This window comes from Limnohabitans sp., from assembly GCF_031539105.1.
GTDB lineage: Bacteria > Pseudomonadota > Gammaproteobacteria > Burkholderiales > Burkholderiaceae_C > Limnohabitans.
The window spans coordinates 1-26,021 of sequence record NZ_JAVKLM010000029.1; the positions used below are offsets into that span (position 1 = coordinate 1).

The following is a 26,021-nucleotide window of genomic DNA, read 5'->3' on the forward strand; positions in this document are numbered from 1 at the left end:
CTCGCGACCGATGGTGCTGCGGTGCCTGCCCAGCAAGCGGGCAATCTCCGTGAGCGTGTGTTTGGCTTTCATGAGGCTGTAGATTTGGTATCGTTCTTCTCGGCTGAGGTGCTTGTACATTGGGCAACTTCGACTTGGCGTTTAAAGCGGCCATGATGCTCTCGCATCCTCAGCCACCTATAACCAGTTCATCTTTGTTGCACTTCGTCCTTGAATCCGCCTATTGAAAACTGGTCGTTTTGGTTGGATTTGAAAATCATCTTTTTGACGGTCTTCAAAGGCTTTGTGAATAAGAATGCTTATTAAGGCGTGAAGCTGCAAATTTAAGTTGGGTAATGCGATGAACAAAAACGAACTTCATATGGGCTACAGCTACGTGATGTTGCTTGGGCTTGCGTGCGCCATGCTCACCACCGTGGCAGGCATCAATATTTTTGTATTGTTGTTGCTGTTGGTAACGCCTTGGTTTTGGCGAGGGTTTGAGCTAGAGGCCAACCAAAAAACCAAGATGTTGCAGTTTTTGGGATTGATCTTCTGTTTTTGTACTTGGGATGTCTTGACAAACCTACTCGCCGGATTCGGCTTGGTTCGATCGTTGGGGGCCATGCAACATGACTTGCGCACCCTCGGATTCATCTTGCTGCTGTGGGCCATGTTCAGTGTGCCGAAGGTGGCCCGCTTTGCCTTGTTTGTGTTGATGGGGGCCTTTGTTGCGATTGCGACTGCCAACTTGTTGGCGACGATGGGTGGCGTGATCAAATCGGGGGAATACCTTTGGTACACCATGCATCAGATGTATGGCCAAATGATTGTGGGCTTTATTTTTTTGTTGGCCCAAATGTTGTTGGTGCGCCCTCAGCTGTCTTGGCGCGCTGCTGTGCCTATGTTGGCGTTACTGGCATCGATGTTTTTTGCAACTGAGCGCCGTGCAGGTATTTTGCTGCTAGTTGCAGGCTTGCCATTGTGGGTTTTGCTCAACCACAAGCGTTTTTCAATCGGCCGCTACCGCTGGTGGTTAGCTGCGATCGCCATTGCGGTGGTTGTGGGGGCGATGAACTCATCAATCGTTCAAACGCGCATGATGATCGCCGTGCAAGAGATTCAAAACTTTATTCAACGTGACCCGGTTGAGCGCGCCAATGACTTCAGTTCTGTCGGGCTTCGTTTGCAGTTTTATGTCTCTATTTGGGAGTTGATCAAGGCCCATTGGGTATTGGGTGTTGGTTCCATCCAATTTGCTGATTTGTTTCAGCAAATTAATCTAGGCATGGGCACCACAGAGCCGCAGCGCTTTACGAATCCACACAACGAGTATCTTTTCATGCTCGCAACAAAAGGGGTGTTGGGTTTGTTCCTGTATGTCAGTATTTTTGTCCAGGCATGCAGACTCGCGTGGGTGAAGCAAGATGAGTTGCAGCGCAAAGGCTTGATCATGTTTGTTTACTTATTCATGGTGAGCATTTTTATGAACTCCATGATGGTTGATATGGAGGAAGGGCATTTCACCATGTTGATATTGCTGATATTTTTAGCGCCTAACAACCTTGAGTTGTTCAAGCTTAAAAAAATCGATTGAATTTAAAATGAAAGACGTGCCTTGACTATTCTGGTAACAGGCTGCGCCGGCTTTATTGGCAGTAATTTCGTTCACATATGGTTGGCATCGTCGGATGAACGAGTGGTCAACTTGGACAAACTGACCTACGCCGGCAACTTGGCCAACTTGGATGCCCTCAAGGGCGACAAACGCCATGTGTTTGTGCAGGGCGATATTGGCGACCGCGTCTTGCTGGGCCAGCTGCTGGCCGAGCACAAGCCCCGCGCGGTGCTCAACTTCGCAGCCGAAAGTCATGTGGACCGCTCCATTCACGGCCCAGGTGACTTTATTGAAACCAACGTGGTGGGCACATTCAATTTGCTAGAAAGCGTGCGTGCCTATTGGCAAGATTTGCCTGTGGCAGACAAAGAAGCGTTTAGGTTTTTGCATGTGTCGACCGATGAGGTGTATGGTACGTTGCTGCCCACAGACCCGCCGTTTGCCGAGACCAAAACCTACGAGCCCAACAGTCCCTACTCAGCCAGCAAGGCCGCCAGCGACCACCTGGTGCGCGCCTGGCACCACACCTATGGCTTGCCAGTGCTGACCACCAATTGCAGCAACAACTATGGGCCGTATCACTTCCCAGAAAAGCTCATTCCTTTGGTGCTGCTCAATGCCTTGGCTGGCAAACCCCTGCCCATTTATGGCGATGGCCAACAGGTGCGCGATTGGCTGTATGTGCAAGACCACTGCCGCGCGATTGCCCGCGTGTTAGAGGCTGGCATAGTGGGCGAGACTTACAACATTGGCGGCTGGAACGAAAAGCCCAACCTCGAAGTGGTGCACACCCTGTGCGCCGTGCTGGACGAGCTGCAGCCCCGAGCCGACGGCAAGGGCTATGCCGAGCAAATTACCTATGTCAAAGACCGCCCCGGTCACGACCGCCGCTACGCCATTGACGCCCGCAAGATTGAGCGCGACTTGGGCTGGAAGCCACAAGAAACGTTTGAAACAGGCATTCGTAAAACCGTGCAGTGGTACCTGGCCAACCAAGCGTGGGTCGAGGGTGTGACCAGTGGCGCTTATCGGCAGTGGGTGGGTAAGCAGTACGGGGCTTAAGGCTAGCTATGAAAATTTTGCTTTTAGGCAAGAACGGCCAAGTGGGCTGGGAGCTGCAACGCAGCTTGGCCCCTTTGGGCGAGGTGCTGGCGCTTGATCGCTACAGCACATCACACTGCGGCGACCTGAGCCAACCCGAGCAGCTGGCGCAAACGGTGCTGAACTACAAGCCAGACTTCATCGTCAATGCCGCTGCCCACACGGCGGTGGACAATGCCGAGTCTGAGCCCGAGTTGGCCCGGCTGTTGAATGCCGAAGCCCCAGCTGCGTTAGCCCAAGCCGCTGCACAAGTGGGTGCATGGCTGGTGCATTACTCGACCGACTATGTATTTGACGGCAGTGGCAGCCATGCGCGGCAAGAGGGCGAAGGCGTGGGGCCGCTAAGCGTGTACGGCCAAACCAAGCACGAGGGCGAAAAGACAATAGTGGCCAGCGGCTGCAAGTATTTGATCTTCCGTACCAGCTGGGTGTATGCCGCGCGCGGCGGCAACTTTGCCAAGACCATGCTGCGCTTGGCTCAAGACCGCGAAAAGCTGACTGTCATCAATGACCAACACGGCGCGCCGACAGGGGCTGACCTGATCGCCGATGTCACTGCCCACGCTATGCGCAGGGTGCTGAATACGCAAAACATTTCCCTAGGTGGTGTTTACCACTTGGTGGCTTCGGGCGAAACCACTTGGCACGGCTACGCCAACCATGTGATTGACCAAGCCAAACGCCTCAGCCCCGCTTTGAGCTGGAAGGTGGCCGAAGTGGCTGCGGTGCCCACTAGCGCTTTCCCCACGCCCGCCACTCGCCCGCTGAATTCACGCCTTTGCAATACCAAGCTGCAGCAAGCCTTCGGGCTGGTGTTGCCGCCTTGGCAGCAGGGCGTAGACCGCATGTTGGCTGAAATCCTTTGATCAAAGAAAAAAGAGAACAGATATGACCAAACAACGCAAAGGCATCATCCTTGCAGGTGGCTCTGGCACGCGCTTGTACCCCGTCACACAAGCTGTCAGCAAACAGCTGATGCCTGTGTATGACAAGCCCATGATTTACTACCCGCTCACCACGCTGATGCTGAGCGGGATTCGTGAGGTGTTGATCATCTCTACCCCGCAAGACACCCCTCGTTTCACTGAGCTGTTGGGCGACGGCAGCCAATGGGGCATGCACATTGAATACGCGGTCCAGCCCAGCCCCGATGGCTTGGCGCAAGCGTTCATCATTGGCAAGAACTTTGTGGCAGATCACCCCAGTGCGCTGGTGTTGGGTGACAACATTTTTTATGGCCACGATTTGGTCAAGCAGCTGCACAACGCCGATGCACGCACCAGCGGCGCCAGTGTGTTTGCCTACCATGTGCATGACCCCGAGCGCTATGGCGTGGTCGAGTTTGATGCGCAGTTTCGTGCGTTGAGTATTGAAGAAAAACCAACCCAGCCCAAAAGCAACTACGCCGTGACGGGCTTGTATTTTTATGACGAGCAGGTGTGCGACATTGCAGCGGCAGTGAAGCCTTCGCACCGCGGTGAGCTAGAGATTACCGATGTGAATAAGCGCTATTTAGAGCTGGGACAGTTGAATGTAGAAATCATGGGCCGTGGCTATGCGTGGCTGGACACGGGCACGCATGACAGCTTGCTAGAAGCCGCCAGTTTCATTGGCACGCTGCAAAAGCGCCAAGGCTTGATGGTGGCTTGCCCTGAAGAAATCGCATACGGCCTAAAGTGGATTGATGCGGCGGCCTTGCAAAAGCTGGCTGCACCGCTGGCCAAGAATGGCTACGGCCAGTACCTGCTGAACTTGTTGAAGTAAAAGGTCATGCCATATCAAGTAACTAAAACGCCAATCGATGGCGTGCTGGTGTTGGAGCCTAAAGTGTTTGGTGATGCACGCGGCTTCTTTTTTGAGAGCTTCAATGGGCGCGACTTTGAGCAAGCCACCGGCTTGAAAGAAACCTTTGTGCAAGACAACCACAGCAAGTCAGCCAAAGGCGTGCTGCGTGGTTTGCACTACCAAGTACAGCATGCGCAGGGCAAGTTGGTGCGCGTCACGCACGGCGCCGTGTTTGATGTGGCGGTTGACATTCGCAAGGACTCGCCCACGTTTGGCCAATGGTTTGGTCAGGAGCTATCCGCTGAAAACAAAAAACAAATGTGGATACCTGCGGGTTTGGCGCACGGCTTTTTGGTGACCAGTGAGAGTGCCGAGTTTTTGTACAAAACCACCGACTACTACCACCCAGAGTTTGAACGCAGCTTGTTGTGGAATGACCCAGCCATTGGAATTGAATGGCCCTTGCAAATGCTTGATGCGCCGCCTTTACTGGCAGCAAAAGACGTAGCTGCACTAAATTTTTGGCAATCTAAGTTTGATGCTTGATGCGGCGTTAGCGCAACCGCGCCATCCACACTGTCAGTGCGAATAGCCCTAGACTGCTCACCAACGCAAATGCAGCCATGTGCTGCTGCGCATCGATGGGCTGCGCCAAACCCATTGGTGCCAAAAGCACCAACGCTTGCAACACGCCCAAAGCCATACAGCCCCACGAATACGCGCTGGCTGATTGAGTCTGAAAAGGCCTGTGGCTAAACGCGGCTGACAAGCAAGCACTGCCTTGCCACAGCACCAGTGGCGCGATGTAGGGCCACACGCCGCTCCAGCGCGGGTCCAGCCACTCTTGGTACAGCGCCGCAGCACACGACAAGCCCAACACGATGACGCAGGCAAATGCGCCTAGGCCCAACCACCAAGGGCTGGCCAAGCGCGTGCTGACATTGTTCGCGCGGTGGCCTTGCGCTAACGCCACTTGCGCCCACGCCATGTGCACCACCGCAGGTAAAAAGCCCAACACTCTTAGCAGGGCGCTCATCCAGCCGGTTTCTTGCGCGCCATACAAGCGCTGCCACACCACGATGATGGCGGTGGCCAGCAGCGCGTCGACCAAGGTGTGGGCCATGCGCAGGCTGGCGCTGCGAGGGTCCGATGGTTGACCGCTGGTTGCCTCTGCTGATGGACTGCTTTGCAAATGCACGTCGCGTTCGCGCAAAGCTGGCACGAGCCAAACCGCACCCAATGCATAACCCAACAGAGCTGACAGCACTAATGTAGGGCCGCTCCAGCCGACGGATGCACCTAACAGAGCAGCTGTGAGTACCGTTGCTGCCGCAGTGAGCGGCGGCAGCACGCGCACTGCGGCTTGTTGCCAAACCGTGCCCACGAGCAGCGTGAGGCTTTGCGCCAACATCCACCCCATTTGGCAAAACGCCAGCAGCAGCGCCCACAGCAAAGCAGGCCAAAGGGCCAATTGGCTGAACCACACGGCGAGCGCCGCAACGGGCAGCAAGCCCACGCCGCGCAAAGCGCTAGCGCGCCAAGCCTGCTGGGCTGCAACATGCGCGGGCAAATGTTGGTTTGCCAGCATGCCCAGTGGCGCTTGGGCCAAGGCCAGCGTCATCCAGAAAAAACCGATTTGGCTGATGACCGAAAACTCGCCCACCTCTTGCGGCGAGAACAAGCGCAACATGAGCAGCGCAAATGCCACTTGCGTGGCAAATGCCACGGCGCTCGACAGGGCCACGACGCGGGTGGTTTTCATACGATCTGCAGGTGCTTCCAAATGGCCAACTTGCCCAGCAGCTTTGGCCACGCGAGTTCGCGCACATCGGGCACCACATACGGGTAGGCATCTAGCGCTTCGCCAAAGCTAAATTGCCAGCTGCTTGGGTCGTCACGCAGCAAATGAAAGTTGCCTTGGTAGTGCGCAGCAAAGTAGCGCACCCACGCGTAGTCGTTGCTCACCACGGGCAGGCCCACGGCGCAGTACTCCAGCAGCTTGGTGGAGGTTTGTTGGTTGTAGGGCTCGATGTTGCTAACCAAGTTCAAACCAAGGCGTGCACGGCGCAGTTGGTGCGGCACATCGGCATGGGGCACACGGCCGGTGCACGTCACACTAGCAGGTAGCTGTGCGCGTAATGCATCGGGCACATCGCCCACCAGCAGCAAGGTGCGGCCAGCTTCGTGAATGCTTTGCAGCAGCGGCACAAAAGGAAGAAGGCGGTTCATCTCGCCCAAATAGACCAAGTCAAACTCATTGGGCGGTATGCGTGTGACGGCATCGTCTTCATACGAGGCTTGTGGCAATGCAGGGGCAGCTGAGTCAAAGAAAGCCTGTGCAGCGCCCATGTCGCGCAGGGCGTAGGGCACACCGTCGTCAAAACCCATGCGTTCGCGCACCCAGCCGTTTTGAAACAAACGATAGTCGGGCTTGGGCTGCGTCCAGTGCTTGACGAAATCTTTCAGCCATGCTTTGGGCGGGGCTGAGGTGGAGGCGTATTCGTGGATATGAAAAGCGTTTTTCAAGCGACGCGCTTCAACGCTGGGTACACGCCCGCACATCCACCACAACACTTGCGCGTTCAGCGGCACAGAGGCTCCCGCATCGTGCACCAAGGCTTGGTGGCCGTGTGAGGTGATGAAGTCAACGTAGGCATCAATCTCAGGCAAATACGCTGGGCCGTTGCGCACGAAGTGCACGCAGACGGTGGGTCTGTTGAGGTCTTGACTATGAAGCGCGATGTTTTGCACTGCGGTGCTTTGCATGGATGTGCTTTACACCCTGCCTGCGAGCTTGAGCGACGCACGTAGCGTGTCGTTGATGCGAGTTTGCCAGCCCTCACCACTGGCACGCAGCGCGGCCAGAACATCTGCATCAAGGCGAATTTTGACGGGCTCTTTAGTCACGGCTGCTTTTGGGCGCCCGCGCGTTTTAAGTTGGGCGCCCACATACTGCTCAGCAGTTTTAAAAAATGCTTCAGTCAACTCGGGAGCGTCGTCGGGGTCAGTCCACGTAGCGGTCGTAGAAGGCTTTTTCGCGGTCATTTGCTTTCCTCATACTGATGATGCGACGGACCTCGTCGCGCGGTGTCCAGACCAGCACAACCAAGCGGTCATCTAAATGGCCCATGGTGATGAATCGGTCTTCTGTGTAATCTTGTCTTGAGTCTGGCGCTGTCAAGTGGATACCCTCGAACACTTCTGCTGCGCGTGCGAAATCTAGGTCACGCTCGGCTAGAGTTTTATCGCGTTTGGCACTATCGAACTCAATTTGCATTGTAATTAATGTACACCCAATAATTTATGTGTCAAGTGGTTGCTAACCAACTTACACGGTGCGCAGAACCTCTTGCCAATTACCCACAAACCCATCGATGTGATGACGCGCCACGATGCGGGCCATGTCGTCACGCACTTGTTGTTCGGGCAGGCTTAGCACGGTCATCACGGCTTCGGCCAAGGCCACGGGCGCATCGCCGCGCGCCAGCAAATAAGGTGAATCCAAGTCGTACAGCTCACGCATGGCGGGAATGGGCAGCGACACGCAGGGCACGCCGCAGGCGAGCGACTCTAGAGCCGTCATGGGGCAGCCTTCGTAGCGCGAGGTGAGCAGCGTCATTTGCCAAGGTTTGTAAAGGCTGGCGCCGCTGGGGTGTTTACCCAAAAAGTGCACGCGGCCTTGGTACATCAGGTCCATGCCGTCGTGAATCATTTTGCGGTGCATGGGGCCTTCGCCCACGATGCCCAGCTGCGCTTCGTCGGGCAAGTGGCGCATAGTGTCTAGCAGCAGGTGCGGGCGCTTTTCGGCAGACAAACGGCCCACATAGCCCAGCAACAAAGGTGGCATGCTTCCGCCACCGTGGCCCGCATGCACATGAATGGGCTGGCCTTCAGCCATGGGTGCAATGCCGTTGGGCACGACGGTGCAGCGTTGTTGTTTACCTAAGGTGATGAAGCTGAGCAGCGAGTCTTGCGTGGTGCGTGACACGCACACAAATTGGTTGACTTGTTTGTAAAGCAGCCTGAGCCAGAGCTTTTTCACCAGCGAGGTGCCAGCTTCGTGCAGCACATCCATCAACGGGCCATGCACCCAGCTGACCAACGGTTTGCCCGTGATGGCCTTGAGCGCCGCGCCGCAATAGGTGGGGCCAAAGTTGTGCGTGGCCACGATCACGTCGTGTTGTTTGGCGGCGCTGACCAAAGTGGGCCATTGTGTTTGTTGCCACGGTAGCGCGGTGACTTGCCAGCCTTGCGAGCCAAGTCCGTCAGCCAGGGTGCGCGTCATGGTGTGCACGCCGCCCCAGGTGGGTTCTTCTAGCAACAGGATGCGACGCGTATTCATGAAATCAGCGTGCACCAAAACCCGTGCACACGGTCTTGACGGTTTTGGCGGCAATCAACAAATCGAGTGCGAGCGAGTAGTGCGCCACGTAATACAAGTCGTAACTGAGTTTGATGCGTGTGGTGTCAGCACTGTCGGCGTAGCCTTGTTGCACCTGCGCCCAACCGGTGAGGCCCGGGCGCACGAGGTGGCGGTAAGGGTAGCTGGGGATGGTGGCGGCAAAGTCGCGCACAAAAGCGGTTTGCTCGGGCCGTGGGCCAATCAGGCTCATGTGGCCCATGAGCACGTTGAAGAGCTGGGGCAGTTCGTCTAAACGGCTGCGACGCAACACGCGGCCCACGCGTGTGATGCGTGGGTCTTCGGCTTGCGCAAAGTGCACGCCTGGGGCTTGCAGGCCGTGCACCATGCTGCGGAATTTCCACAGCGTGAACACTTGGCCATCGCGGCCCACGCGGGGCTGTGAATACAACGCGGGGCCTTTGGAGTCAAACCGCACAGCCACCGCCACACCTGCGGCGAGTGGCAGCCACAAGGGCGAGAGTGCGATGACGGTGGCCACGTCGAGCAAGCGTTTGGCGCGGTCGTAGCTGGGGTCGTTGTCGATTTCCCACAGCGAGTCAGCAGCAGTGGGCAGCATCTTGCGGCCACTCGTCAACTCGGCCACGGCTTCGACGCTGTAGAGGCGCAGGTGTTGCATCTTCAGCTCGCCCAACAAACGCGTACGTTCATCGGTGCTGCGCACATGGCGGTCGAGCACCACACCATCGCAAGCGGGCAGTGGGGTGTCGCTGTTGGGGTCCCACGCTAGGAGATGCAAGGCTTGTGGGTCGAGTGTGTTGGGGCTCAGGCACGCGGCCAGTTGCGCGGGCACATTGGCGTCGAGGTGCACCAATCGCAAGGCACGGTGCTTGACGTGGCGGCGGTAGCCCCACCACAGCCACAGCGTGGTGGCGGCATAAGCCCACACAACTGCGGCGCGTGAGTAAGGCTGCTGCAACAACGCAAAGCCCAGCGGTGTGAAGACAAACGGCGCAGTGGTGGACACCCACAATACACCGCTGCGCTCGGCCACCGGCAAGTGCGAGGCACGCATGAGCAAATGCGTGGCCACGGCGTAGGGCAGTACGCACCACCAAAGCGTTTCGCCAAACTGGTAGGTCATGACGCCCGCGTCTTCAAAGAACTGCGCGGCCATGAGGCTGGGTAGCAGCATCCACACGCCCCACAGTGCCCAGCGCTGGAGTGCGTCGCGCATGCGGGTGGAAGCAGAGCCTAGCTGAGCGGTAGGCCGTGAGGTGGGTGCATCTTTGGTGATGCAATCCTCATATACGTCGAGAACACGTTCAGCCATCTGCTTTTGGGTAAATTTTTTGTTGAAAACTTCTTGTGCAGCGTGGCCGAGACGTTTGCGCATGTAAGGATCACGCACCAGTTGCAGAAGTTTCTCCGCCACTGCTTCAGGCGAGTTCGCTACCAAGATGCCGTCTTGGTAGGTGTTGATTTGCTCACGAATACCAGGCAGGCTGCTTGCTAATACGCACAAGCCAGCACGCATGGCCTCAAGCACGGTGATGGGCATGCCTTCGTGGTCGGACAGCAGCACAAACAAATCATGCTGTGCAAGCAGTTCGCCCACCTGGCTCACGTCGCCAGCCCAGGTGATGTTTTTGAGTTTGAGTTCTTTGGCTTGTGCGTGCAGGGAGTTGCTGAGCGGCCCGTCGCCAGCGAAGGTGATTGGCAGCTCATACCCTAAGGTGTTGCGAACTTCGGCCAAAGCTTGCAACAGCAAGTCGTGACGTTTTGGACTTTTCATGCGCGCCACCATGATGAGGCGTGGTGTGACACGTCCGTTCTCAGGGGGCGACACGCTAGATTCTGGCAAACATGCAATGCCGTTGGCAATTACGTGTATGCGTTCGGGCGCAATGGCTAGGCCGTAGGCCAGCTCACGTTCGTACTTGGATACGCAAATCATGTGCGTGGTCCAGCGAGCCACCATTCGCTCTGCCATTGCAGATGCGGTACGGCGCAGAAGCGGGACTTCCGGTTTGAATCCAAATCCATGAACGGTATAGATAACGGGACGCGAGGTACTTTTGCAGGCTAATCGAGCTGCTAAACCTGCAATCGCGCTATGTGCATGAATGATGTCTGGCGGAAATGCGGCAATCAACCCGATCAGTTGTTTGATGGCAGGCCAGAGTCTGGCGGGGTTGAGCGACTCAACCATGTTTGGCATTGGGTAAACGGTAATACCCAGTGCTGCAAGGTCACGACCGAGAACTGACTTCTCAATAGGGCCGCCAATCACTACTGAGAACTTCACCTGGTGTTGCAGTGCCTGACAAAGCGCCAACACATGAGATTGTGCGCCGCCTGTTTCGCCTTTGGTGATGACGATCATCACATGCGCGATCTTGGAGGCGAGTTCTGTGGGTTGGATATTCAAGCTTGCCCATGGGCTGTTGCGGCGGCGTTGGGGTTCAACCAGGCCAGCTAAATGCAGCGTGGTTTCGATGTGCACGCCTTGGTCGACGACGGCTTCAGTGGATGACTCAGGGGCAGTGACAACGGCTGGCGCGGTTGGGGAAGGCTCTGCAGCCTTGCGCTTGGCGCGCGGTTTTTTAGGTGCGGCTTCGGGCGCGGGCGGAAAGTCGTCAAACAGGGACAGCGTGCCGTCGTCTTGGTTTTTCATAGGGGGGTGTCAAAACCTTGTGGGTTCATGGACTGCCAGCGCCATGCATCGGCGCACATGCGATCTAAATCGAATTGGGTTTCCCAATTCAGCAAGGCTTTGGCCTGACGTGGGTCGGCCAAACACTGTGCCACATCGCCTGGGCGGCGCGGCACCACTTGGTGGGGGATGGGCACGCCGTTGACACGCGCAAAGGTGTCGACCATGTCTTGCACACTCACGCCACGGCCTGTGCCGAGGTTGACGGTTAAAAGCTTGGGCTCGTTCAAAGCACTCAGTGCGCGCAGGGCGGCCAAGTGGCCCGCAGCCAAGTCGCTCACATGCAGGTAGTCGCGCACGCCGGTGCCGTCGGGCGTGTCGTAATCGTTGCCAAAAATTTGCAGGTGCGCGCGCTGGCCCAAGGCCACTTGCGTGATGTAGGGCATGAGGTTGTTGGGAATGCCATTAGGTGCTTCGCCCAGCAAGCCACTTTCGTGCGCGCCCACGGGGTTGAAGTAGCGCAGGATGGCGATAGACCAACGTGGGTCGGCCGCATGTAACTCGCGCAGCGCGTCTTCGCACATGAGCTTGGTGCGGCCATAGGGGTTAGTGGCGGTCAGCGCCGCTGTTTCGGGTATGGGCACGCTCACGGGGTCGCCATACACGGTGGCCGACGAGCTGAACACGATGCGGCGCACGTTGGCGCGGTCCATGGCTTGCAGCAGGTTGAGGGTGCCGCTGACGTTGTTCTCGAGGTAGCGCAAGGGCTGGGCCACAGACTCACCCACAGCCTTGAGCCCTGCAAAGTGGATGACGCCCGCAAAGTCGTAGCGAGCAAACAGGGCGTCTAAGGCGGCTGAGTCGCGGATGTCAGCTTGCACAAACTCTAGCGGGCTGGCGCCCAGCTTGGCCAAGCGGTCCAGCACTTTGGGGCTGGAGTTGCACAGGTTGTCCAAAATGACCACCGGTTGGCCGGCTTCGGCCAAGGTGACGACGGTGTGCGAGCCAATGAAGCCCGTGCCGCCTGTGATCAAAATGGGTTGAGTCATGTCACGAAAAAAATGTGAAGTTGGGTCATTATCCCCCGCAGATACGTGGTCTCGGGCCTAAAATAATTCCAGCTTGCCGGTGCGCACAGTTAGTGCTCGGGTGAGTGATTTCTATCTTTTTACCTTTTTAGTACTTTCATGAAACGCACACATTCCACTCACGCTGCAGCGCACGCAGGCGCTGAATCTTGCATCGCCCTCATTGACGCCCGTTTTTTGGCGTGGCTGCAAGGTCAAACCGACACCGCACAAGACCACGTGCGCCCACAGCTGCACCAGCTGCTCAGCAACGCTATGGCCCACAACGGCTTGGAGTTGAACCTGCGCCGCGTGTATTGGTACAGCGACACACCGGAAGACCAAGCCATTGGCGGCCAAGTGAGCCGCGCCGTGTTGCCACACAGCCAAGACGGCGGTTTGTCAATGTTGCGCACCTTGGGTGCCGACTTGAAGCGCTTGGCCGAGCGTGGCGCCTGTGAGCACCTGCTGGTGGGCAGCGATGACGAGCGACTGATCAGCCTGATTGACGAAGCGCAGTTGCACGGCGTGTCGGTGCACCTGTTGGCTGACGAAGCCTCACGCAACATGACCCAACTCAACCGTGAAGACCCAGGTTGGGCACGCTTGCTGTCGCAAGCAGACCAACGCGTGGTGTTAGGTGCACAAGCCATGCGCGAAGGTGGTTCACGCCACGCCAGCTCAATGCATGCAGCACCACAGGTCGACCCCGAGCAATTGCGCGAACAGCTCAACACCGTCATCCACACTTGGTGGGCTGATGAACCCGAAGACCTGCGTGAAGAGCTGCGTGAAGAGTTGCAAAACACACGCGGCATTCCACAAGAGGTGGACCGCCAGCTCTTGCTGGGCGTGCGCCGCGTGTTGGAGCGCGCGCTGAGCTTCCAAGAGAAAAAGCTCTTGCGCGAAATGGTGCGTGAGCTGGTGTTGGGCCCGCAGGCCGCACAAGCTTTTGCACCCGCACCCGCCGCAGAACACGCGGAATAAATCACCTCAAACCACCCCACGGAGTTGCCCACCATGAGCGATTTTTCTCCCGCCGACATCTTGGCCCAGGCCTTGCCATACATCCGCAAGTTCCACGGCAAAACCTTGGTCATCAAATACGGCGGCAACGCCATGACCGACCCTGCGTTGCAAAAGGCATTTGCCGAAGACGTGGTGTTGCTCAAGCTCGTGGGCATGAACCCCGTGGTGGTGCACGGCGGTGGCCCGCAAATTGAAGGTTTGTTGCAACGCTTAGGGAAAAAGGGCGAGTTCATTGAAGGCATGCGCGTGACCGACGCCGAAACCATGGAAGTGGTGGAGTGGGTGTTGGGCGGGCAAGTGCAGCAAGACATCGTGGGTCTGATCAACCAAGCTGGCGGCAAAGCCGTGGGCTTGACGGGCCGCGATGGCGCCATGATTCGCGCCCGAAAACTGATGGTGCACGACAGCAAAGACCCTCAAAAAGAATACGACGTGGGCCAAGTGGGTGACATTGTGAGCATCGATCCCAGCGTGGTGAAGGCCTTGCAAGACGACGCCTTCATTCCCGTGGTCAGCCCGATTGGTTTTGGCGAGAACAACGAGAGCTACAACATCAACGCCGACGTGGTGGCTGCTAAGTTGGCCACGGTGCTCAATGCCGAAAAACTGCTGATGCTCACCAACATCCGTGGCGTGCTGGACAAACAAGGCGAGTTGTTGACCGAGCTCACACCGCGTCGCATTGATGAGCTGGTGGCCGATGGCACGATCAGCGGCGGCATGATTCCCAAAATTGCGGGTGCTTTGGATGCTGCCAAGAGCGGGGTGAATGCGGTGCATATCATCGATGGCCGCGTGCCACACGCGATGCTGCTGGAGGTGTTGACCGAACAGGCCTTCGGAACGATGATTCGCTCGCACTAACTTCTTTTAACAGCCATGTCCGACAACGCCTTGCCAGACGAAGTCGCTCCCGACCGCGGAGAGCCCAAGGTTCGCCAGCGCATGAAGCCGGGCCAGCGGCGCGAGCAAATTTTGCAAACGCTGGCGGGCATGCTGGAGCAGCCAGGCACCGAGCGCATCACTACGGCGCTCTTGGCATCTAAGCTGGACGTGAGTGAGGCGGCGCTGTATCGGCACTTCGCCAGCAAGGCGCAGATGTTTGAAGGCTTGATTGATTTCATCGAGCACAGCTTGTTCAGCCTGATCAACCAAATCGCCGAGCGTGAAGGAGACGGCGCTCAAAAGGCGGCCCGCATGGTCACAGTGCTGCTGCAGTTTGGCGAGAAAAACCCAGGCATGGCCCGCGTGATGGTGGGTGACGCCTTGGTGTTTGAAAACGAGCGCTTGCACCAGCGCATGAACCAATTGTTTGAACGCATCGAGTCGGCCCTGCGTCAAGTGCTGCGTGTGGCGGCCGAGGCCAACAAGTCGGCCACGCCGACGGCTGATGCGCAAGTGCGTGCGGCAGCGTTGCTGGCGTTTGCCTTGGGGCAGCTGCAGCGGTTTTCGCGTTCGGGTTTCAAGCGCTCGCCTCTTGATCACTTGGATGCATCGCTGGGGCTGATGTGTCGTTAATGTTTATACTTGTGTAAACAGCAAGGAGTGTTGCCATGAAAGGCATGATCGCGGCAGAACAAACGGTGCAAGAGTGGGGCAATGGTCTTGGTGTGCGCATCACGGCGCCTATCGCAAAGGCCGCCCACGTGGCACGTGGCACACCCATCGTGGTCGAAGTGGTTGAGGGTGGTTTTTTTGTGCGCGTATCTGGTAAGCCTAAATTGTCTTTGGCACAAAGGCTCAAGCAGTTTGATCCTCAAATGCACGGAGGCGAAGTCATGGCCAGCAGCCCGGTCGGCAAAGAGATTTTTTGATGGCAGCCGTGCCAAAGACTTGGGTGCCTGATCGCCGCGACATGATTTGGATTGACTTCAATCCGCAAGTCGGCGCAGAGATGAAAAACGAACACCCGATGCTCGTGCTATCTGGTAAAGCGTTTAACGAACGCACGGGCATCGTCATTGGCTTGCCTATGACACATGCGACATATAACGAAACCAATCCATTTGCGGTGAGGTACGCTGGCCCCAAAGGTGAGGTCGGTTATGTGCTGACTCATCAGCCCAAATCTTTTGATTGGCGCGTACGCGGTGCGCGTCCCCACCATTGGAAACAGCTGTCACTTTTGGTATTTGAAGAAGCCTGTGAAGGCCTTAATATGATCATTTCTCTTTAACTTTTTTGATGAAAGACTTGTTATGAAACTCGTGCGTTACGGCAATCCCGGCAAAGAAAAACCAGGCCTCATCGATGCCGCAGGCAAACTGCGCGACTTGAGCAAAGTCATCAAAGACGTGACGCCCGATCAACTCAGCGACAAAGCTTTGGCGAAGTTGGCCAAGCTCAACACTGACAAACTGCCCTTGGTCAAAGGCAAGCCTCGCATGGGCTGCCCCGTGGCGAATGTGGGCAAGTTTTTGGCCATTGGCCTGAACTATGCCGACCATGCTGCTGAGGCCGGCATGCCCATTCCCAAAGAGCCCATTGTGTTTACCAAGGCCATCAGCTGCATTCAAGGCCCCAACGACGATGTGATGTTGCCCAAAGGCTCGGTCAAGTCTGACTGGGAAGTTGAGCTGGGCATCGTCATTGGCACCGAGGCACGCTATGTGTCACAAAAAGCAGCCTTCGACTACGTGGCGGGCTATTGCCTGATCAACGACATGAGCGAACGCGAATACCAACTGGAGCGTGGCGGCAGTTGGGACAAGGGCAAGGGTTGCGACACCTTCGGCCCCATCGGCCCTTGGCTGGTGACGCGCGATGAAGTGCCCAATCCGCAAAAGTTGCACATGTGGCTAGACCTGAACGGCGTGCGCATGCAAAACGGCAACACCAAGACCATGATTTTTGGCGTGGCCAAAATTGTGAGCTACCTCAGCCAGTTCGTGACCCTCAAACCTGGCGATGTCATTTGTACCGGCACGCCTCCAGGTGTGGGCATGGGCGTGAAGAAGGACGGCAAGCCAGCGCCTGTGTATTTGAAGCGTGGTGATGTGATGACTTTGGGTATTGAAGGTTTGGGTGAGCAGCACCAAAAGGTTGTGGCTTTTAAGCTCTGACCTTTTCAGCCGCTCATTGGAAAAGCCACCTTTCTAGGTGGCTTTTTTGTTTTGTTTTCTCCGAGGGGGACGCGTTGCGCACATGGAGTCTGGCGGCTTCCTCATGCTGGAGTACCAGAAATCGTCAGCCGCCACATCCCATGCACGCAACGCTTCAGGTTCGAGTGAAACTAGACGAGCGAAGCAACGTCGGACGCAGACTTCGGGGAGGTGCTTAGGGCAGGTGACGATTTCTGGTACCCCAGCATGAGGAACCTGCCCTAAGTTCCTCTTCGAAGCGAGCTCAGAAAAAAAGCAAAGATTTAAAGCGACACCACCTGCATCCCCGGCAAGGTGGCCATAGGAAACTCTTCATGGTCAAACGCTTTGTCTCCATCCTCTGACGCCACGCCGGTGCTCTTCAAGTTCTTGAAATCAAACTTCGTGTGATCCATCAAATGCGAAGGCACCACGTTTTGCATGGCTGCAAACATGTTCTCAATGCGGCCTGGGTGCTTCTTCTCCCACTCACGCAGCATCTCGCCCACCACTTGACGTTGCAGGCCGTCTTGGCTGCCACACAACGTGCAAGGAATGATGGGGAACTGGCGCACTTTGGACCAGCGCTCTAAGTCTTTCTCGGCCACGTAGGCCAAGGGGCGGATCACCATGTGGTCGCCGCCGTCGCTCACCAGTTTGGGGGGCATGGCTTTGAGCTTGCCGCCGAAGAACATGTTCAAGAAGAAGGTTTGCAAGATGTCGTCGCGGTGGTGGCCCAGCGCGATTTTGTTGCAGCCCAACTCGCCCGCGACGCGGTACAAAATGCCTCGACGCAAACGCGAGCACAGGCTGCACATGGTTTTGCCTTCGGCGATTTTGTCTTTGACGATGGAGTATGTGTCTTGCGTTTCAATGCGGAACTTCACGCCCACTTGCGCCAAGTATTTGGGCAGCACATCGGCTGGGAAGCCCGGTTGCTTTTGGTCGAGGTTGACCGCAATCAATTCAAAGCTGATGGGGGCGCGTTGCTGCATCATGAGCAAGATGTCGAGCATGGCGTAGCTGTCTTTGCCGCCTGACATGCAGACCATGATCTTGTCGCCTTCTTCAATCATGTTGTAGTCCACGATGGCTTGGCCCACTTGGCGGCACAGGCGTTTTTCGAGCTTGTGGTTTTCGTGCTCGATCTTGATTTGCTTCGGGTCTTTGTTGAGGTCTTTTTCTGCGGTCGTCATGTGATTAATTCCACTGTCCAGTTTCCATGCGAATGGCGACTTCACAGTCGTCAAAAATTTCAAGCTTGGCGATCTTCACGCGCACGCCCAACACGCCCGGCAGCTGCATGAGGCGGTGGGCGAGTTTGCCAATCAGGGTTTCGAGCAAGTTGACGTGCTCTGCCGTGCATTCGCTGATGATGATTTGGCGAATCTTGCGGTAGTCCAGTACATGGCAAATGTCATCGTCGTGCGGCAGCAAGGGTTGCGTACCAAGGTTGAGTTCGGCGTCAACCTGAATGGGTTGCGGATCAATTTTCTCGTGCTCCAAGATGCCCAAGTTGGCATCAAAGCGCAGGCCAGTGAGATGGAGGATTTGTGTGCCTTTGCTTGCCATGTCACAGCACTCCTGGTTTGGCGCGGAACACTTCCACACCCACCGCTTCGCAGTCAGGGTAGACGTCAGGCTTGCGGGTGGACACGCGCGCGGCCATCACGCCGGTGTGTTCCAGCAAGTGCGTGAGGATGTCATCACACAAAGTTTCTTGCAGGTTGATGTGGCCTTGCGCCACGCGCCCATGCACTACGGCGCGCACAAAGTCGTAGTCCACCACTTCGTCGATGCGGTCGTCTTTGGGGCTGGTGCCTGCGAATGACACATACAAGTCCACATCAATGACGATGCGTTGTGCCGCATGCAGCTCAAAGTCGTGAATGCCAATGTGCACTTGCACCGTGAGCCCGCGCAAAAACAAGCGGCGGCATTTGAGCAATAGGGTGTCGTTCATGATTTGAAAAGTTCCTCGACCACAAACATCACATCGCGTGCGAGTGGTACCAAATGTTGGCCGTTGTCCACGCGCACGCTTGTGCCGGTGATGCTTGCGTTGCCCGCCAAAAACACCACGCTGCTGGCCACGTCGGCGGGGTTGATGGGGTGGCGCAGCAAGTTGGCTTGTGCGGCACGGTTGAAGTTGTCTTGGGTTTGTGGGCCGCTGAGGTACATCAAGCCGGGGGCTACGGCGTTGACGCGCAGAGTGGGCGCGAGCGACTGGGCTTGCAGGCTGACGGCGCGTTCGAGCGCGAGCTTGGACAGCGTGTACGAAAAATAATCGGGGTTAAGGTTGAACACCTTTTGGTCCAACACGTGGATGACGCTGGGCTTGGTCTGGGTTGCAGCGCCGTTGGCATGCAGCGCCGCCATCCACTTGCCAAAGCGCATGGGCGCCATGAGGTTGACCTTGATTTGTGCCAAGGCTTGTGCCTCATCAAAGTCGGCCCCCTCGTCGGGCACAAACAACGAGGCGTTGTTCACCACACATTGCAGCGTGTTGCCTGTGACGGTCACGGTGGTGTCAAAAATGCGTTGGCAGCTGGCTTCGTCTTCTAGCTCGCCTTGCACGGCCAAGGCGTCGACGCCCAAGGCGCGCAGCTCGGCGCACAGAGCATGAGCCTCAGCCTCAGAGCGGTTGTAGTGGCACGCCACATTCCAGCCCGCGCGCGCAAAGGCGAGACCGATTTCGCGGCCTAAGCGAACGCTGCCGCCAGTGATAAGTGCCCAAGAGCGCATGGTGTGAGGTGCCTGTGGTGAAAGGACGATGTGGAGTGTGTGGGAGGTCGAGTTACGATCTGCACCCAATGAGTACCCCCCAATTATCCAACGACCCGGGCCAACAGGCTTTGTACACGCTGATTCAGCGCAGCATTGCCAATGCAGGCGGCTGGCTGGGCTTTGACCGCTTCATGGCGCTGGCCCTTTACGCCCCCGGCTTGGGCTACTACGCCAACAGTCTGCGCAAGTTTGGCCTCACACCCGAGAGCGGCAGTGACTTTGCGACTGCGCCCGAAATGTCCAAACATTTTGGCCGCACGCTGGCCCACCAAGTGGCCGAGGCCCTGCAAGTCACGGGCACCGATGAGGTGTGGGAGTTTGGCGCAGGCTCTGGTGCTTTGGCTTTGCAGTTGCTCGACAGCTTGGGTCTGATGGGCGTGAGCGTCAAGCGCTACACCATCGTCGATTTGTCGGGCAGCTTGCGCGAGCGCCAACAAGACACCCTCAAAGCCCATGCGCACAAAGTGCAGTGGATCGATGCCCTGCCCGAGCAACTGAGCGGCGTGGTGGTGGGCAACGAAGTGCTCGATGCCATGCCCGTGCAACTGCTGGTGCGCAAAAGCGGTGTGTGGCATGAACGTGGTGTGGTTTGGAGCGCAGATGCTTTGCAATGGCAAGACCGCGTGACCGACCTACGCCCGCCCATGGACGTGCCAGGCGAGCACGATTACCTGACCGAAATTCACAACCAAGCCGAAGCCTTTGTGGCGACCTTGGCTGACCGCTTCAAAGCGGGCGAAGCAGCCACGGGCAAAGGCGGCGCGGCTTTTCTCATCGACTACGGGTTCCCCGAGAGTGAATACTTTCACCCCCAGCGCAGCATGGGCACGCTGATGTGCCATCAGCTGCACAAGTCAGACACCGATCCGCTGGCCGATGTGGGCCGCAAAGACATCACCGCGCACGTGAACTTCACCGGCGTCGCGTTGGCTGCGCAAGACGCAGGCTTGCATGTGTTGGGCTACACGACCCAAGCGCATTTCTTGATCAACTGCGGCTTGTTACCCCCGTTGGTGGATGCGCCACTCGACGAAAAGAGCATGGCTCAAAAGCTCATCACCGAGCATGAAATGGGCGAACTGTTCAAAGTGGTGGCCTTTGGCACGACCGAGTGGGAGCCGATGGGCTTTGCGCAAGGTGATCGCACTTACGCGCTGTAAGTCTTGATATGACACGTTGGCTTATTGTTGTTTTCATTGCTTTGTTGTTGATCAACGCTGTCACGCCTTGGTTGCAAAAGCTGGGCTTTGGGCGATTGCCTGGGGATATCCGCTTCAAGATTTTTGGGCGTCAGATTTTTATTCCGCTTGCTTCTACGATCATTCTCAGTCTCGTGTGCGCGGGCATCTCTAAGGTGCTTTGAGCTTCCCTTCTTTGTCAAGCGGTGTGGGGTGTACCTGCTCTGCTCCGCCGTCGCTTCGCGCCTAATGTCGCTGCCGCAGGCACACCCCACACCGCTTGACGCGCGAGTTTTGAGGTTGATACAAAACGCGGGGAGTTACTTCGGTATTTGTTGCGACCAGGTTTGCTTGAAGTAAAAATCTAGGCGAGCCCAAAGCAGCGAAGCGGCAAGGGCGGTGGCCGCGGCAGCGACATTAGGCGCGAAGCGACGGCGGAGCAGAGCGGTTAGCGCCCTTGCCGCTTCGATGCGCAGCACTTAAAGCGCAGCAGCAATAGCCGCCAACCGAGCAGCCTCCATTCGCGCCCCAACAGCGGCCCCTTGCAGACCTTCTTGCAAAGCCTGCGCACTCACTGCCGCACTGTCCACCGACTGCGCCGCCTTCAACAACAAAGCCAGTCGAGGCTCCTGCGCATAAGCCTCATCCTCTTTGCCCAACCGCCCTCGCGCATCACACGCGCACGCTTGCAAAGCCAGCAGGAACCTCTCAGGGCGGCGCAGCGCATCGCAGCGCACCAGCAAGCGCCACACCGCCTCTGCACCAAAGCCCAGACTTTGATGTATGTTGCCGTGCTCACGCGCGACCAACTCTGCCAGCTCTTTGCATTCCACGGGCACGCGCCAACGGGTGCAGAGTGCGCGGGTGAGTTTTTCGCTGCGTTGCTCGTGGCCGATGTGACGGGGTAACACGTCAGCAGGTGTGGTGCCTTTGCCGAGGTCGTGGCACAGGCAGGCAAAGCGCACTTCGAGGGGCGCATTCATGCGCGCTGACGTATCGAGCACCATTTCTAGGTGAATGCCGGTGTCAATCTCGGGGTGGTATTCGGCGCGTTGCGGCACGCCGTAGAGTTTGTCGACTTCGGGTAACAAGCGTTGCAAAGCGCCGCAGTCGCGCAGCACTTGCAGCATGCGTGAGGGCTTGGCGCCCATGAGTCCGCGTGAGAGCTCTTGCCATACGCGTTCGCTCACCAAAGCATCGACCTCACCCTCTGCCACCATCTCGCGCATGAGCGTCAGGGTTTCGGGTGCGACGGTGAAGTCTGGGAAGCGTGCGGCAAAGCGGGCCAAGCGCAGGATGCGCACAGGGTCTTCGCGAAAGGCGTCGGTCACGTGGCGCAGCACTTTGGCGGCAATGTCACGTTCGCCGCCATAGGGGTCTGTGCGTTGGCCTTGCTCATCTTGCGCGATGGCGTTGATGGTCAGGTCGCGTCGGGCGAGGTCTTCTTCCAGCGTGACATCGGGTGACGCATGCACGGCAAAGCCGTGATAGCCGCGTGCAGTTTTTCGCTCGGTGCGGGCGAGGGCATATTCCTCGTGTGTGTCGGGGTGCAAGAACACAGGAAAGTCTTTGCCCACGGGCTGGTAGCCCTGTGCCACCAAAGCCTCAGGCGAGCCACCCACCACCACCCAGTCGCGGTCAGAGCCCGCAAGACCCATCAGGGCATCGCGCACCGCACCGCCGACCAGGTAGGTTTTCATCAACGCTCCGGCGCAAACAAACGTTTGATGGACTTAGGCTCAGGAATGCCCAGCGCACGCAAACCCAAGGCATGTGGGCTGGCGATGTTGTTGACTTTCATCGAGTCCAAGTTGTCACGGCTCATTAAGGTGGGGCCAGGCGCAAACTCCATCAGCAGCGCTTGCAACCAGCCGATGGCATAAGGCAACGAGATGACGGGGCGCTCTTTGCCCACCCAACGACCGGCCAACTGAACCAACTCGGTGAGGGTCAAGATGTCGGGGCCGCAAAGTTCATAGACCTGGCCCTCGGTGCTTGCCGTGTTCACGCAATGCACGATGGCTTGCGCCACGTCATGCACCCACACCGGCTGAAAGCGCGTGTGCGCACCGGCCAGCGGCATGATGGGAAAAACTTTTTGCAGCTTGGCAAACAGGTTGATGAACTGATCGTCTTTGCCAAAAATTACGCTCGGGCGCAGCAGCGTTAAGCCCAGTGGTGCTTTGGCAGCCGCTGACAGCAAAGCCAACTCACCCTGCGCTTTGCTGCGCTGGTACATGGATGGGCCGTGCACATCGGCACCCAAAGCGCTGATGTGAATGAGGCGTGTCACGTTTTCTGCATGGCAGGCACGCGCCAAACTGGCAGGCAGGGTGACGTGGGCGTGGGTGAACTCCTCTTCGGTGCCGTGAAGGATGGCGATGAGGTTGATCACCACATCGTGGCCATGCACCAAGGCTTGCAGTTGTTTGGCATCGTGCACATCGGCTTGCACCACGGTGACGCCCGGCATCATTTGGATGTGGCGCGCAGGCAGACGGCGTGTGGGCACAGTCACTTGGTGGTGTTGCAGGCTGAGGCGTGAGCACACATGGCGTCCCACAAAGCCAGAACCACCGAGAACCAGAATTTTTTGAGGCGTGAAAGATTGCATAAATCACACTGTAGCGCCAAGCCGCTAGACTTTTGGTGACACAGGATAATCACGCCATGAATCAACTCGACGCCCTCAAGCAATTCACCACCGTCGTGGCCGACACGGGCGACTTCAAGCAGCTCGCTCAATTTCAGCCGCAAGACGCCACCACCAACCCATCGCTGATTTTGAAGGCGGTGCAAAAGCCCGAATACCTGCCTCTGCTCAAAGACACCGTGGCCGCGCACGGTCACGAGGCGATGGACGCGCAGATTGACCGCTTGTTGGTGCGCTTTGGCTGCGAAATTTTGGCCACCATTCCCGGTCGCGTGTCCACCGAAGTGGATGCGCGTCTGAGCTTTGATACCGCCGCTACTGTGGCGCGCGCCAAGCGCATCATGGCGCTGTACGAAGCCCAAGGTGTGAAGCGCGAACGCGTGCTCATCAAAATCGCGTCCACGTGGGAAGGCATCCAAGCCGCTGCTGAGCTAGAGCGCGAAGGCATCCGCACCAACCTCACTTTGCTTTTTTCATTCGCCCAAGCCGTGGCCTGTGGCGATGCCAAGGTGCAACTCATTTCCCCGTTCGTGGGTCGCATTTACGACTGGTACAAAAAGTCCGCCGGCAGTGCGTGGGTAGAAACCGACAACGCCAACACCAACGACCCCGGCGTGCAGTCGGTCCGCGCGATTTACAACCACTACAAGCGCCACGGCATCTCTACCGAGGTGATGGGTGCGAGCTTTAGAAACGTCGGCCAGATTACCTCCCTGGCTGGTTGCGATTTGCTGACCATCGCGCCCGAGTTGCTGGCGCAGTTGGGGGCGTCCATCGAGCCTTTGGCGCAAGTTTTGAGCGCATCTGCCGCCATGCAGTTGGACTTGCCAGCGGTGCATCACACCGAATCCTCGTTCCGTTATGCGATGAATGAAGATGCCATGGCCACGGAGAAGCTGGCAGAAGGCATTCGTGCGTTCTGTGTGGATGCTGTGAAGCTTGAAGCGCTGATGCATTAAGTCGCTGAGTACAGTCGAAAAAAAGCCCCGCATTGCGGGGCTTTTTTGTTTGGCAAGAGCACCGAAGTGCTCAGGCAAAGCAGCGAGGCAATTACATGCCCATGCCGCCCATACCACCCATACCGCCCATGCCACCCATATCAGGCATGCCGCCGCCGGCTTCGTCTTTGGGTGCTTCTGAAACCATGCACTCGGTGGTCAACATCAAAGAGGCCACAGACGCTGCGTTTTGCAAAGCAGTGCGTGTCACTTTGGTTGGGTCCAAGATGCCCATTTCGATCATGTCACCGTAGGTGTCGTTGGCAGCGTTGAAGCCGTAGTTGCCTTTACCAGCCAACACAGCGTTCACCACAACGGATGGCTCGCCGCCAGCGTTGTAAACGATTTCGCGCAAGGGGGCTTCGATGGCTTTCAACACCAGTTTGATACCGGCGTCTTGGTCAGCGTTGTCACCTTTGATGGTGCCAGCAGTTTGACGTGCACGCAGCAATGCCACGCCGCCGCCAGCCACGATGCCTTCTTCCACAGCAGCGCGAGTCGCGTGCAATGCGTCTTCCACGCGGGCTTTCTTTTCTTTCATTTCGACTTCGGTGGCAGCGCCAACCTTGATCACGGCAACACCGCCAGCCAACTTGGCCACGCGCTCTTGCAGTTTTTCGCGGTCGTAGTCAGACGTGGCTTCTTCGATTTGCACGCGCACTTGTTTGACGCGAGCTTCGATGTCAGCAGCGGCACCAGCGCCGTCGATGATGATGGTGTTTTCTTTGCCCACTTCGATGCGCTTGGCTTGGCCGAGGTCAGCCAAAGTCACTTTTTCGAGTGTCAAGCCAACTTCTTCAGCGATCACTTTGCCGCCGGTCAAGATTGCGATGTCTTCCAACATGGCTTTGCGACGATCGCCAAAGCCTGGGGCCTTGACAGCCACAACCTTCAAGATGCCACGGATGGTGTTGACCACCAAAGTCGCCAAGGCTTCGCCTTCAACTTCTTCAGCAATGATCAACAAAGGACGGCCAGCTTTTGCAACGGCTTCCAAGGTGGGCAACAAGTCGCGGATGTTGCTGATCTTCTTGTCAAACAACAACACGAAGGGGTTGTCCAACAAAGCAGCTTGCTTTTCTGGGCTGTTGATAAAGTAAGGAGACAGGTAGCCGCGGTCGAATTGCATGCCTTCCACAACGTCGAGTTCGTTGTTCAAAGACTTGCCGTCTTCCACAGTGATCACGCCTTCTTTGCCCACTTTTTCCATAGCGTTGGCGATGATGTCACCAATGCTGTGGTCGCTGTTGGCAGAGATAGAACCGACTTGCGCGATTTCTTTGGTGGTTGTGGTGGCCTTGGTGGCTTTCTTCAACTCTTCGATCAAAGCAGCAACTGCTTTGTCGATGCCGCGCTTCAGGTCCATGGGGTTCATGCCTGCGGCCACGTACTTCATGCCTTCGCGCACGATGGCTTGAGCCAACACAGTCGCGGTAGTTGTACCGTCACCAGCGTTGTCAGAAGTCTTGGAAGCGACTTCCTTGACCATTTGCGCGCCCATGTTTTGCAACTTGTCTTTGAGTTCGATTTCCTTGGCCACGGACACACCGTCTTTGGTCACGGTAGGGGCGCCGAATGAGCGCTCCAACACCACGTTACGACCCTTAGGGCCCAAAGTCACTTTGACCGCGTTGGCCAAAATGTTCACGCCTTCAACCATGCGTGCGCGGGCTTCGCCGCCGAAAATTACGTCTTTTGCTGCCATTTTGATATTTCCTTAAATTTCTGAA

At 57.2% G+C, this 26,021-nt stretch carries 28 protein-coding genes and 1 pseudogene; 14 read left to right on the forward strand and 15 right to left on the reverse strand.

Going from position 1 to position 26,021, the window contains the following annotated elements:
• Positions 1-114: pseudogene (locus RMR24_RS08035) on the reverse strand (helix-turn-helix domain-containing protein); the annotation flags it as partial.
• A gap of 226 nt (positions 115-340) precedes the next feature.
• Here RMR24_RS08035 and RMR24_RS08040 point away from each other — a divergent pair.
• The 5 genes from RMR24_RS08040 to rfbC are packed head-to-tail and all read left to right on the forward strand — an operon-like array spanning position 341 to position 5,029.
• Positions 341-1,576, forward strand: coding sequence for an O-antigen ligase family protein (locus RMR24_RS08040; protein ID WP_310614562.1), 1,236 nt, complete (start codon positions 341-343; stop codon positions 1,574-1,576).
• Between the two features lie 21 nt (positions 1,577-1,597).
• Positions 1,598-2,659, forward strand: coding sequence for a dTDP-glucose 4,6-dehydratase (gene rfbB, locus RMR24_RS08045; protein ID WP_310614563.1), 1,062 nt, complete (start codon positions 1,598-1,600; stop codon positions 2,657-2,659).
• 8 nt (positions 2,660-2,667) lie between these two features.
• Positions 2,668-3,564: a dTDP-4-dehydrorhamnose reductase gene (rfbD, locus tag RMR24_RS08050; RefSeq protein WP_310614564.1), complete on the forward strand. Its 897-nt coding sequence runs from the start codon at positions 2,668-2,670 to the stop codon at positions 3,562-3,564.
• A 22-nt stretch (positions 3,565-3,586) separates the two neighbouring features.
• Positions 3,587-4,462, forward strand: coding sequence for a glucose-1-phosphate thymidylyltransferase RfbA (gene rfbA, locus RMR24_RS08055; protein ID WP_310614565.1), 876 nt, complete (start codon positions 3,587-3,589; stop codon positions 4,460-4,462).
• Between the two features lie 6 nt (positions 4,463-4,468).
• On the forward strand, positions 4,469-5,029 hold the full coding sequence (gene rfbC, locus RMR24_RS08060) for a dTDP-4-dehydrorhamnose 3,5-epimerase (protein ID WP_310614566.1): 561 nt from the start codon (positions 4,469-4,471) through the stop codon (positions 5,027-5,029).
• Between the two features lie 7 nt (positions 5,030-5,036).
• Here rfbC and RMR24_RS08065 read toward each other — a convergent pair whose 3' ends face one another.
• Genes RMR24_RS08065 through galE form a run of 7 tightly spaced genes read right to left on the reverse strand, consistent with a single transcriptional unit; the run spans position 5,037 to position 12,548 of the window.
• A complete protein-coding gene (locus RMR24_RS08065) occupies positions 5,037-6,245 on the reverse strand; it encodes a hypothetical protein (protein ID WP_310614567.1) in 1,209 nt (402 codons plus the stop codon).
• Entirely contained in the window at positions 6,242-7,249 is a 1,008-nt protein-coding gene (locus RMR24_RS08070) for a glycosyltransferase (protein ID WP_310614568.1), read from the reverse strand. The genes RMR24_RS08065 and RMR24_RS08070 overlap by 4 nt, the downstream gene beginning before the upstream one ends.
• A 9-nt stretch (positions 7,250-7,258) precedes the next feature.
• Entirely contained in the window at positions 7,259-7,528 is a 270-nt protein-coding gene (locus RMR24_RS08075; protein WP_310614569.1) for a BrnA antitoxin family protein, read from the reverse strand.
• The gene (locus RMR24_RS08080) at positions 7,488-7,760 is read right to left on the reverse strand and encodes a BrnT family toxin (RefSeq protein WP_310614570.1); all 273 of its coding nucleotides are present in this window, start codon (positions 7,758-7,760) and stop codon (positions 7,488-7,490) included. The genes RMR24_RS08075 and RMR24_RS08080 overlap by 41 nt, the downstream gene beginning before the upstream one ends.
• Before the next feature lie 51 nt (positions 7,761-7,811).
• Positions 7,812-8,825: a glycosyltransferase family 4 protein gene (locus RMR24_RS08085; protein WP_310614571.1), complete on the reverse strand. Its 1,014-nt coding sequence runs from the start codon at positions 8,823-8,825 to the stop codon at positions 7,812-7,814.
• 4 nt (positions 8,826-8,829) lie between these two features.
• Entirely contained in the window at positions 8,830-11,520 is a 2,691-nt protein-coding gene (locus RMR24_RS08090) for a sugar transferase (protein WP_310614572.1), read from the reverse strand.
• Positions 11,517-12,548 carry a UDP-glucose 4-epimerase GalE gene (gene galE / locus RMR24_RS08095; RefSeq protein ID WP_310614573.1) on the reverse strand — a complete coding sequence of 344 codons (1,032 nt, stop codon included), beginning with the start codon at positions 12,546-12,548 and terminating at the stop codon, positions 11,517-11,519. The genes RMR24_RS08090 and galE overlap by 4 nt, the downstream gene beginning before the upstream one ends.
• A 138-nt stretch (positions 12,549-12,686) precedes the next feature.
• Between galE and RMR24_RS08100 the strand changes: the two genes are divergently transcribed.
• The 6 genes from RMR24_RS08100 to RMR24_RS08125 are packed head-to-tail and all read left to right on the forward strand — an operon-like array spanning position 12,687 to position 16,657.
• Positions 12,687-13,553, forward strand: coding sequence for a hypothetical protein (locus tag RMR24_RS08100; RefSeq protein ID WP_310614574.1), 867 nt, complete (start codon positions 12,687-12,689; stop codon positions 13,551-13,553).
• Between the two features lie 33 nt (positions 13,554-13,586).
• Positions 13,587-14,459, forward strand: a complete 873-nt coding sequence (gene argB, locus RMR24_RS08105; RefSeq protein WP_310614575.1) for an acetylglutamate kinase — start codon at positions 13,587-13,589, stop codon at positions 14,457-14,459.
• A 15-nt stretch (positions 14,460-14,474) separates the two neighbouring features.
• Positions 14,475-15,113 carry a nucleoid occlusion factor SlmA gene (slmA, locus tag RMR24_RS08110; protein ID WP_310614576.1) on the forward strand — a complete coding sequence of 213 codons (639 nt, stop codon included), beginning with the start codon at positions 14,475-14,477 and terminating at the stop codon, positions 15,111-15,113.
• A gap of 35 nt (positions 15,114-15,148) precedes the next feature.
• Positions 15,149-15,409, forward strand: a complete 261-nt coding sequence (locus RMR24_RS08115) for a PbsX family transcriptional regulator (RefSeq protein WP_310614577.1) — start codon at positions 15,149-15,151, stop codon at positions 15,407-15,409.
• Positions 15,409-15,771, forward strand: a complete 363-nt coding sequence (locus RMR24_RS08120; protein ID WP_310614578.1) for a type II toxin-antitoxin system PemK/MazF family toxin — start codon at positions 15,409-15,411, stop codon at positions 15,769-15,771. Before RMR24_RS08115 ends, RMR24_RS08120 begins: the two co-directional genes overlap by 1 nt.
• A gap of 22 nt (positions 15,772-15,793) precedes the next feature.
• Entirely contained in the window at positions 15,794-16,657 is an 864-nt protein-coding gene (locus RMR24_RS08125; RefSeq protein WP_310614579.1) for a fumarylacetoacetate hydrolase family protein, read from the forward strand.
• A gap of 302 nt (positions 16,658-16,959) precedes the next feature.
• On the opposite strand, the gene ttcA is transcribed toward RMR24_RS08125, so the two are convergent.
• The 4 genes from ttcA to RMR24_RS08145 are packed head-to-tail and all read right to left on the reverse strand — an operon-like array spanning position 16,960 to position 19,420.
• Positions 16,960-17,871, reverse strand: coding sequence for a tRNA 2-thiocytidine(32) synthetase TtcA (ttcA, locus tag RMR24_RS08130; protein WP_310614580.1), 912 nt, complete (start codon positions 17,869-17,871; stop codon positions 16,960-16,962).
• Between the two features lie 4 nt (positions 17,872-17,875).
• A complete protein-coding gene (locus tag RMR24_RS08135) occupies positions 17,876-18,247 on the reverse strand; it encodes a dihydroneopterin aldolase (protein WP_310614581.1) in 372 nt (123 codons plus the stop codon).
• A 1-nt stretch (position 18,248) separates the two neighbouring features.
• The gene (locus tag RMR24_RS08140) at positions 18,249-18,638 is read right to left on the reverse strand and encodes a dihydroneopterin aldolase (RefSeq protein ID WP_310614582.1); all 390 of its coding nucleotides are present in this window, start codon (positions 18,636-18,638) and stop codon (positions 18,249-18,251) included.
• Positions 18,635-19,420, reverse strand: a complete 786-nt coding sequence (locus RMR24_RS08145; protein WP_310614583.1) for an SDR family oxidoreductase — start codon at positions 19,418-19,420, stop codon at positions 18,635-18,637. The genes RMR24_RS08140 and RMR24_RS08145 overlap by 4 nt, the downstream gene beginning before the upstream one ends.
• 68 nt (positions 19,421-19,488) lie before the next feature.
• Here RMR24_RS08145 and RMR24_RS08150 point away from each other — a divergent pair, with 68 nt between their 5' ends.
• Both RMR24_RS08150 and RMR24_RS08155 read left to right on the forward strand, forming a co-directional pair.
• A complete protein-coding gene (locus RMR24_RS08150; protein ID WP_310614584.1) occupies positions 19,489-20,622 on the forward strand; it encodes an SAM-dependent methyltransferase in 1,134 nt (377 codons plus the stop codon).
• Positions 20,623-20,630: 8 nt separating this feature from the next.
• Positions 20,631-20,825, forward strand: coding sequence for a DUF2905 domain-containing protein (locus RMR24_RS08155; protein ID WP_310614585.1), 195 nt, complete (start codon positions 20,631-20,633; stop codon positions 20,823-20,825).
• Positions 20,826-21,119: 294 nt separating this feature from the next.
• On the opposite strand, the gene RMR24_RS08160 is transcribed toward RMR24_RS08155, so the two are convergent.
• Positions 21,120-22,340, reverse strand: a complete 1,221-nt coding sequence (locus tag RMR24_RS08160; protein WP_310614586.1) for a multifunctional CCA addition/repair protein — start codon at positions 22,338-22,340, stop codon at positions 21,120-21,122.
• Positions 22,340-23,254 (reverse strand): complex I NDUFA9 subunit family protein, encoded by a 915-nt coding sequence (locus RMR24_RS08165; RefSeq protein ID WP_310614587.1) that lies wholly within the window; start codon positions 23,252-23,254, stop codon positions 22,340-22,342. The genes RMR24_RS08160 and RMR24_RS08165 overlap by 1 nt, the downstream gene beginning before the upstream one ends.
• Before the next feature lie 56 nt (positions 23,255-23,310).
• Between RMR24_RS08165 and tal the strand changes: the two genes are divergently transcribed.
• Positions 23,311-24,252, forward strand: coding sequence for a transaldolase (gene tal / locus RMR24_RS08170; RefSeq protein ID WP_310614588.1), 942 nt, complete (start codon positions 23,311-23,313; stop codon positions 24,250-24,252).
• Positions 24,253-24,343: 91 nt separating this feature from the next.
• Here tal and groL read toward each other — a convergent pair whose 3' ends face one another.
• Complete coding sequence (groL, locus tag RMR24_RS08175; protein ID WP_310614589.1) at positions 24,344-25,996, reverse strand: chaperonin GroEL; 1,653 nt, start codon at positions 25,994-25,996, stop codon at positions 24,344-24,346.
• Positions 25,997-26,021: the final 25 nt, after the last annotated feature.